The following is a 6497-nucleotide window of genomic DNA, read 5'->3' as shown; positions in this document are numbered from 1 at the left end:
TTTGAAACTCTATTATTTTATGTTGTTTTTATTCGCTAAAATCAAAATGATTACAGAGTGTTGGGAACCCCTAAAGGGTTTCCCAACACTCTGAGCAAAATAAAATAAAGGGCGAAATTCGCCCTTTATTTTATTTTGCTATTTTTTGTCATAAATAATAATTTTACCATGAAAATGGTCACGTGGGGAGGGGTATTTTTTTGCCCCTTCTCTAAATCAGGAAAGAATTGTAAGATAAAAAAGAATTTTTAAAACTATCTGTAAACAGATAAATTAAAGATATATAGCAAGAAATGATTCGAGGAGGTGGCCATTATTTATAAAATAAAGCTTTTCAGAGAAAGTAGAGGATGGAGTCAGTCAAAACTCTCAAGGAGATCAGGTGTCCCTCAATCTACAATTTCAGAAATAGAAAATGGCATCAGAAGAAATCCAACTTTTAAAACCTTAGAAAAATTAGCTAAAGCATTAGGGATTACTATCGAACATCTTGTTGTGACTAATGAAAATTCTTAAACAGTATGTTATAAGGGGCTGAAGAGTTATGTATCAATCGTTAGATCAAGCCGGGCTGAGGAATGCAGAAATAAAACTTTTAGAAAAAGTTTTAAGTAGCCAAGAAAATCCTGTGGAATTTTACTATGAAATCTTAAGTGTGTTAAATCAAATTGAACGTGAAAATCAAAATAAATGAGGAAGAGCATCTTAAAATAAAGACGCTCTTTTCTTTTCCATGATAGGTAGTTTACTTATTATTTTCATCTTTGTTAATCTCGTTATTTTGTAATTCAGCATGTTCAAATTTATTTTTGAAATCCAAGTAACTAATATAGGAAAGAAGTTCCTCTTCGAATACTGGAATATCCTTGCTTTTTTCGTACAATTTATGAGCCAACTGTGTAACAACTTCCTTTTTTTGCTCTTCATTGTCCAGTACTTGATGATTCAACAAATAGTCGGTACTAACCATAAAATAGCTTGCAATTTTTTTTAGCATATCAAAGTTGGGTTCTTTTTTTCCAAGTTCCCAAGCAGATACTGCACTTCCTGTTACATCTAACTCTTTACCCAAAGCATTTAAGCTAAGCTTTTTAAGTAATCTTAAATTCCTAAGATTCTGTCCGAAGGTATTGTTTTCCAATCAAATCAACCTTTCAATTAATATAAGTTTAAAATAAAACAACGTTTAGTTTAATATAATTCAACAGTTCGTTGACATTGGATTATTAATCCAATAAAATATACACAAGGGGGTGGTAATTTGGCTAAAATACCGAATGAAAGTTCAACGATTTTAAGAACAGTTAGAGAATCCAAGGGGCTAACTGTTCAAGATGTATCTCGATTATCCAATGTTCCTGAAAACACCTTGTATGGAATCGAGGTTGGTAAAAGTGGAGTAAATGCAAATAGAGCGGAGGCCATCAGCTTGTGTCTGCAAGAACCCCTTGAAAATCTGTTTGAACCAAGTATATTTAGTGCTAAAAAAATAGAATAAAACATATTTATTTTTTTATTTAATATGATGTACTCAATACTTTCACCCTACACTTCCTACATTATATTGTAATAAAAAATTTCACAAATTTAATGCACGTCAATTCTAAATTTTAATAAGTAAGGGGGATATTACACTGAATTTAACAAAAAAAGCTTTATTCTTAATATTATTCGTTTCGATGCTATCAGCTTGTAGTGGTCAAAATGAAAATGTTGTAAAAGAACAACAGCAGACACCAATAAAAAGTGTTAAAAAGAATGAATCTGTAAACTTGCCAGTCAATATTTTTAAAGATAGTAAATATGAAATTGAAATGCAAAAAGTTGGATTCACTCGCAGCATTACGAATGTTGAAATGAAAGATTTTGATCAATCATCTGAACTTGATCTTCGAGATCGGTATAACGAATATGTAAGTAATAAAAATTTAAACCTCAAAAAAGATTTTAAACTACTAATTATAAATATGAAACATGAAATACACGAAAAAGCGAGAAGTAAGTCACATGAAGGCTATTTATTAAATAAAGGTTCAGGGCTTGTAATAGGTGATAATGAAATAGCTAGTCAGAATGAATTTTTAGCATATCAGCAAAAATATATTACTACCGACTGGAGAGCCAAAATGACTTCAGAACAAACAGGGAAATTATTATTAGCGATTCCAAATGAATATGCAAAAAACAAAAGTTTACAATTAAAACTTGTTCAAAAAATAGACGGTGAAAATAAACTCGTTTATATTGATTTGAACTGAACGAGGTGAACAGATAGATGATGGATGCAATTGTTGATGCTATCCTAGAAATGCTTTTTAAGATGTTCAAAGGTGGTATAGAACTCTTCCTTGGTTGGATCACCGGATTATTCCAAAAAAGCGTTGATACAGTTCAGGCAAATGTTTCAGAAACACCCACACAGTTTTCACAAACAATTGTTGATAATCTTAGGTTCATATCTGACACCGCCATACTGCCCGTTGCGGGACTCATTTTAACGTATATATTTTGTTATGAACTATATCAATTAGTTGTTGAGAAAAATCGCGGTAGTGATTTTGATACGGGACAATTAATGTTTTTAATTATAAAAACAAGTGCAATGATTTTATTGTTGACTAACTCTTTTGATATAACACTTGCTGTATTCGATCTTGGTAAATGGATAACAGATCATATTCCAGCCTCGACACTAAAATTGCCTGATTCTATAAAAGATAATCTTCTTAATTCAATGAAAGAGAATGATGTCGGTGCTGCCTTATCAATGTGGGTTGTTTCAGCTATAGCTTTAATCGCATCATTTGCTATGTGTATAGTTATCTATTTAGTCGCTTGGAGTCGTATGGTTGCAATTTTGCTTTACATTTCAGTTGCTCCAATTCCTTTTGCAACATTTTTAAATCGTGATTGGATTGGAAGTATTGGGCAAGCATATGTTAAAAATTTACTGGCTCTAATGCTTCAAGGATATTTCATGCTCGTTTGTTTAATTATTTATGCTGGCTTGCTCGAAAAAGCAAGTGGTTTAATGGCTGCTGAAAAAGATGGGCTATTTGGATTAATGTTAATGCTCGTTTCTATGGCGATTCTCGTAGTATCGTTAACACGAACACATTCACTTGCTAAATCTGTAGTGGGGGCAATTTAAATGAAACTATGGATTAATAAACATAAAAAGCTACTAATTACATTTGTTGTACTTTCACTAGTAACATGGCTAGTAACATTGATTGAAATCAACTTAATTTTTGCAAGCGCTGATGATTTAAAGGAATATGCAGAAACAAAGTTTATTTCAGATGATTTAAAGGTTGTTGGCTTACTAGGTTTGCTTGATATTACACTGCTTATTCTTTGGACATTTATATTTATGTTTATCTTTATGAAAATCATTTTTCCAAGTAAAAAGGCATTACAAGGAGCCTTATTTATAGAGGAATTTAGATTTTTGAAAGATATGCCTAGTGAACTTAGGAAGGGGTTAGATAAGAATGAATAATAATTTCGTTGTATCTATTCCCAAAGAGTTAAAGACCATAAAGTCTAAATTGTTTCTCGGGTTAACAAAAAGGCAATTGATCGGATTTTCAATTGCTTTAGCGATAAGCTTACCAGTATTTTTCTTACTAAAAAGCTTTAGCGTAGATATTGCTTTATATGGTCTTTTCTTTACAGCATGCCCAGCGATTTTCGCTACAATCTTCACCAAAGATGGTATGCCTGCTGAAACGTGGATTAAGCTGTATTTAGAATATAAATATCTGAATCCGCAAAAGAGATACTTTAAAGTATCAAAAAGAAACGTTAAAGTTGCAGCAGAAAGGAATATGATGAATGAAAAACGCAAGGTTAGAAAAACTCAATCTGTTTCAAGCGTTGCAAAAACTAATTGATTCAAAACGTCCAATAAGAAAAACCACACAAGAAACATTAAACTACAACAAGATGTATCCGAATGGGGTTTGTCATGTTGGAGAGAAAACTTATAACAGAATGATTCGTTTTTCGGATATATCGTATCAATTGTCACAAGATGAAATAAAACAAAGGATTTTCGCACAATATAGTACACTACTAAATTCATTCGATGACACTATTAAAATTCAATTTTGCTTTATCAATTATCGTATGAATGGTGAAGAGAATGAAGAAGTACTTGCTTACAGCAAAAGTATGAGTAATATTGAAGATTTTGAAACGATGCAAGAAGAATACTTTTCATTTCTAGAGGAACAAAGACAAAAAGGAAATAATGGTATTGTCCGAAATAAGTACTTGGTTTTTTCAATAACAGATGAATCTTATACCAATGCCGTTAGACGTTTATCAAGTATCGAAGAAAATATCAGAGATCACTTTAAAACATTAGGCGTGGGAGTAGAAGAATTAAATGGTATTGAACGATTATCAGTTATTAATTACCTGTTAAATAATAATTCTAAGCACTATATCGAATTAGAGAGTTTATCAAAGGAACAACTAAGTAGTGGAACAACTAAAGATTTGATTGCACCTAAAAACATGGATTTTGAGTCCTATGCAGATGAATTTAAAGTGAATAACAAGCATGCAGCTGCTTTACATTTAAAAATTGAAGCAACGGAATTATCAGACCGAGTTTTAGCAGACTTTTTAGATTTAGACCTTGAAATGCTTGTTAGTATGCACATTCGTAGTCTTGGACAACAACAGGCTGTCAAAATGGTTAGATCGAAAGCATCTGACCTCGATAGTATTAAAATCGAGGAACAAAAGAAGGCTCTACGTAGTGGTTATGACATGGATATTCTTCCAACAGATTTAAATATGCACGTTGAAGAAAGCAGAAAAATTTTAAGAGATTTACAAAGGGAAAATGAAAGATATTTCTATTTGACCTTTACTATTATAGTTTTTGAAAATGATCGCAAAAGCTTAGATAATGCAATTTTCAGATTGAATTCTGTCGCACAAAAACAAAATTGTACATTAAAAAAACTGAAACTGCAGCAAGAAAAAGCCTTAATCAGTGCCTTACCACTTGGGGAAAACATTAATGAAACAGATTTAGAGCGTGGACTGACAACCTCATCTACTGCCATATTCGTACCGTTTACTACACAAGAGCTATACCAAGAAGCTCAAGAACCTGTATATTACGGCTTAAATGCTCTAAGTAATAACCTAATTCAAGTTAGCAGAAAGGCCCTTAAAAATCCTAATGGTCTGGTTTTAGGTACACCTGGTTCGGGAAAATCATTTTCTTCCAAACGAGAAATAATAGATACTTTCTTGAGAACTACAGATGATATTTTGATTTGTGATCCAGAGGCGGAGTATACCCCCTTTGTTTACAGGCTAGGTGGAGAAATAATTAAAATATCTACAAGTTCGAAGGATTATATTAATCCGTTAGATATTTCATTAGATTACGGAGAAGGCGAAAATCCAATTTCTTTCAAGACGGATTTCGTTATTACCTTGATGGAAGTAGTTGCAGGGGGGAAATCGGGACTAACAGCAAAGCAAAAAACAATTGTAGATAAATGTGTTCGTATTATTTATCGTCCTTATCTTGAAAATCCAACACCTGAGAACATACCGATTTTAGAGGATTTATATAATGCTTTAGTTAATAACGATAGAGCTGAAGGGCGAGAATTAGCAGATGCATTAGAATTATATGTTCATGGTTCATTGAATGTATTTAACCATCGTACAACTATTGACGTTAATAATCGTTTGATTTGTTTCAATATTAAAGAGTTGGGTTCTAACTTACGAGAGTTGGGCATGTTAGTCCTACAGGATCACGTTTGGAACAAAGTAACAATAAACCGTAATAAAAATAAAAAGACATGGTATTACATGGATGAATTCCACAAGCTTTTAGCAGAAGAACAAACAGCAAATTATAGTGTAGAGTTTTGGAAGAGATTTAGAAAATGGGGCGGTATACCAACAGGTATGACGCAAAACGTTAAAGATTTATTATCCAGTCCAAAGATTGAAACGATCATTGATAATACAGACTTTGTTTATCTTTTAAATCAAGCAACAAGTGATAGAAGAATTTTACAAAGTAAATTCGGTATTAGTGATTATCAAGCAAACTATATAACTAACTCTAAAGAGGGCGAAGGTTTAATTGTTTATTCAGGTGTCATTTTACCATTTAAGGATAAGTTCCCTAAAAACAATTCCTTATATCCGGTTATGACAACAAAACCAGAGGAAATTAAGCATTTGAAGGCAACTGCAAATGAGTAATGAGGGGGCTGCTGAAACTTGATTAGAAAAAACACATCTGATAAATCAAATAGCAATTTTCGGCAACAAGAGAGTGCTATGAAGGAATTAGATAAAAATGTTGAGACAGCAGAGCAGAGAAACATCTCACAAGCTAAAAATGCCATTGAGAGCCCGCAACAAGAAACAGATTCAGAGAAGTTGCAAAAAGAATCATTTAAACAATTTCAGCATAGCAACCAAGAGTTTCAACAACAAGAAAGTTC

The 6497-nt window shown here is 32.3% G+C and carries 10 protein-coding genes; 9 read left to right on the top strand and 1 reads right to left on the bottom strand.

Features of this window, described 5'->3' with window-relative positions; genetic code table 11:
- Nucleotides 1-306 precede the first annotated feature (306 nt).
- Nucleotides 307-516: a helix-turn-helix domain-containing protein gene (locus BUA87_RS29675; protein WP_225989863.1), complete on the top strand. Its 210-nt coding sequence runs from the start codon at nucleotides 307-309 to the stop codon at nucleotides 514-516.
- 28 nt (nucleotides 517-544) lie between these two features.
- Nucleotides 545-694 (top strand): hypothetical protein, encoded by a 150-nt coding sequence (locus tag BUA87_RS31520; protein ID WP_176524333.1) that lies wholly within the window; start codon nucleotides 545-547, stop codon nucleotides 692-694.
- Between the two features lie 51 nt (nucleotides 695-745).
- On the opposite strand, the gene BUA87_RS29670 is transcribed toward BUA87_RS31520, so the two are convergent.
- The gene (locus BUA87_RS29670) at nucleotides 746-1141 is read right to left on the bottom strand and encodes a helix-turn-helix domain-containing protein (RefSeq protein ID WP_072941960.1); all 396 of its coding nucleotides are present in this window, start codon (nucleotides 1139-1141) and stop codon (nucleotides 746-748) included.
- A 120-nt stretch (nucleotides 1142-1261) separates the two neighbouring features.
- On the opposite strand from BUA87_RS29670, the gene BUA87_RS29665 reads away from it, so the two are divergent.
- The 7 genes from BUA87_RS29665 to BUA87_RS29635 form a co-directional block, all read left to right on the top strand.
- Nucleotides 1262-1498, top strand: a complete 237-nt coding sequence (locus BUA87_RS29665) for a helix-turn-helix domain-containing protein (RefSeq protein WP_050845607.1) — start codon at nucleotides 1262-1264, stop codon at nucleotides 1496-1498.
- Between the two features lie 181 nt (nucleotides 1499-1679).
- Complete coding sequence (locus tag BUA87_RS29660) at nucleotides 1680-2258, top strand: hypothetical protein (protein ID WP_072941957.1); 579 nt, start codon at nucleotides 1680-1682, stop codon at nucleotides 2256-2258.
- 17 nt (nucleotides 2259-2275) lie between these two features.
- Nucleotides 2276-3151, top strand: coding sequence for a VirB6/TrbL-like conjugal transfer protein, CD1112 family (locus BUA87_RS29655; RefSeq protein WP_050845609.1), 876 nt, complete (start codon nucleotides 2276-2278; stop codon nucleotides 3149-3151).
- The gene (locus BUA87_RS29650; protein ID WP_050845610.1) at nucleotides 3152-3502 is read left to right on the top strand and encodes a hypothetical protein; all 351 of its coding nucleotides are present in this window, start codon (nucleotides 3152-3154) and stop codon (nucleotides 3500-3502) included.
- On the top strand, nucleotides 3495-3896 hold the full coding sequence (locus tag BUA87_RS29645) for a PrgI family protein (RefSeq protein WP_072941953.1): 402 nt from the start codon (nucleotides 3495-3497) through the stop codon (nucleotides 3894-3896). Before BUA87_RS29650 ends, BUA87_RS29645 begins: the two co-directional genes overlap by 8 nt.
- The gene (locus tag BUA87_RS29640; RefSeq protein ID WP_083530706.1) at nucleotides 3838-6252 is read left to right on the top strand and encodes a VirB4-like conjugal transfer ATPase, CD1110 family; all 2415 of its coding nucleotides are present in this window, start codon (nucleotides 3838-3840) and stop codon (nucleotides 6250-6252) included. The genes BUA87_RS29645 and BUA87_RS29640 overlap by 59 nt, the downstream gene beginning before the upstream one ends.
- A gap of 18 nt (nucleotides 6253-6270) precedes the next feature.
- A partial coding sequence (locus BUA87_RS29635; RefSeq protein ID WP_142953293.1) for a hypothetical protein occupies nucleotides 6271-6497 on the top strand: 227 nt, incomplete at its 3' end.

Source organism: Bacillus sp. bc15 (assembly GCF_900142585.1).
GTDB classification, from domain to species: Bacteria; Bacillota; Bacilli; order Bacillales; family Bacillaceae_G; genus Bacillus_A; species Bacillus_A cereus.
Note: the sequence above shows the minus strand (reverse complement) of the source record. Positions and strands in the feature narration are given on the sequence as shown.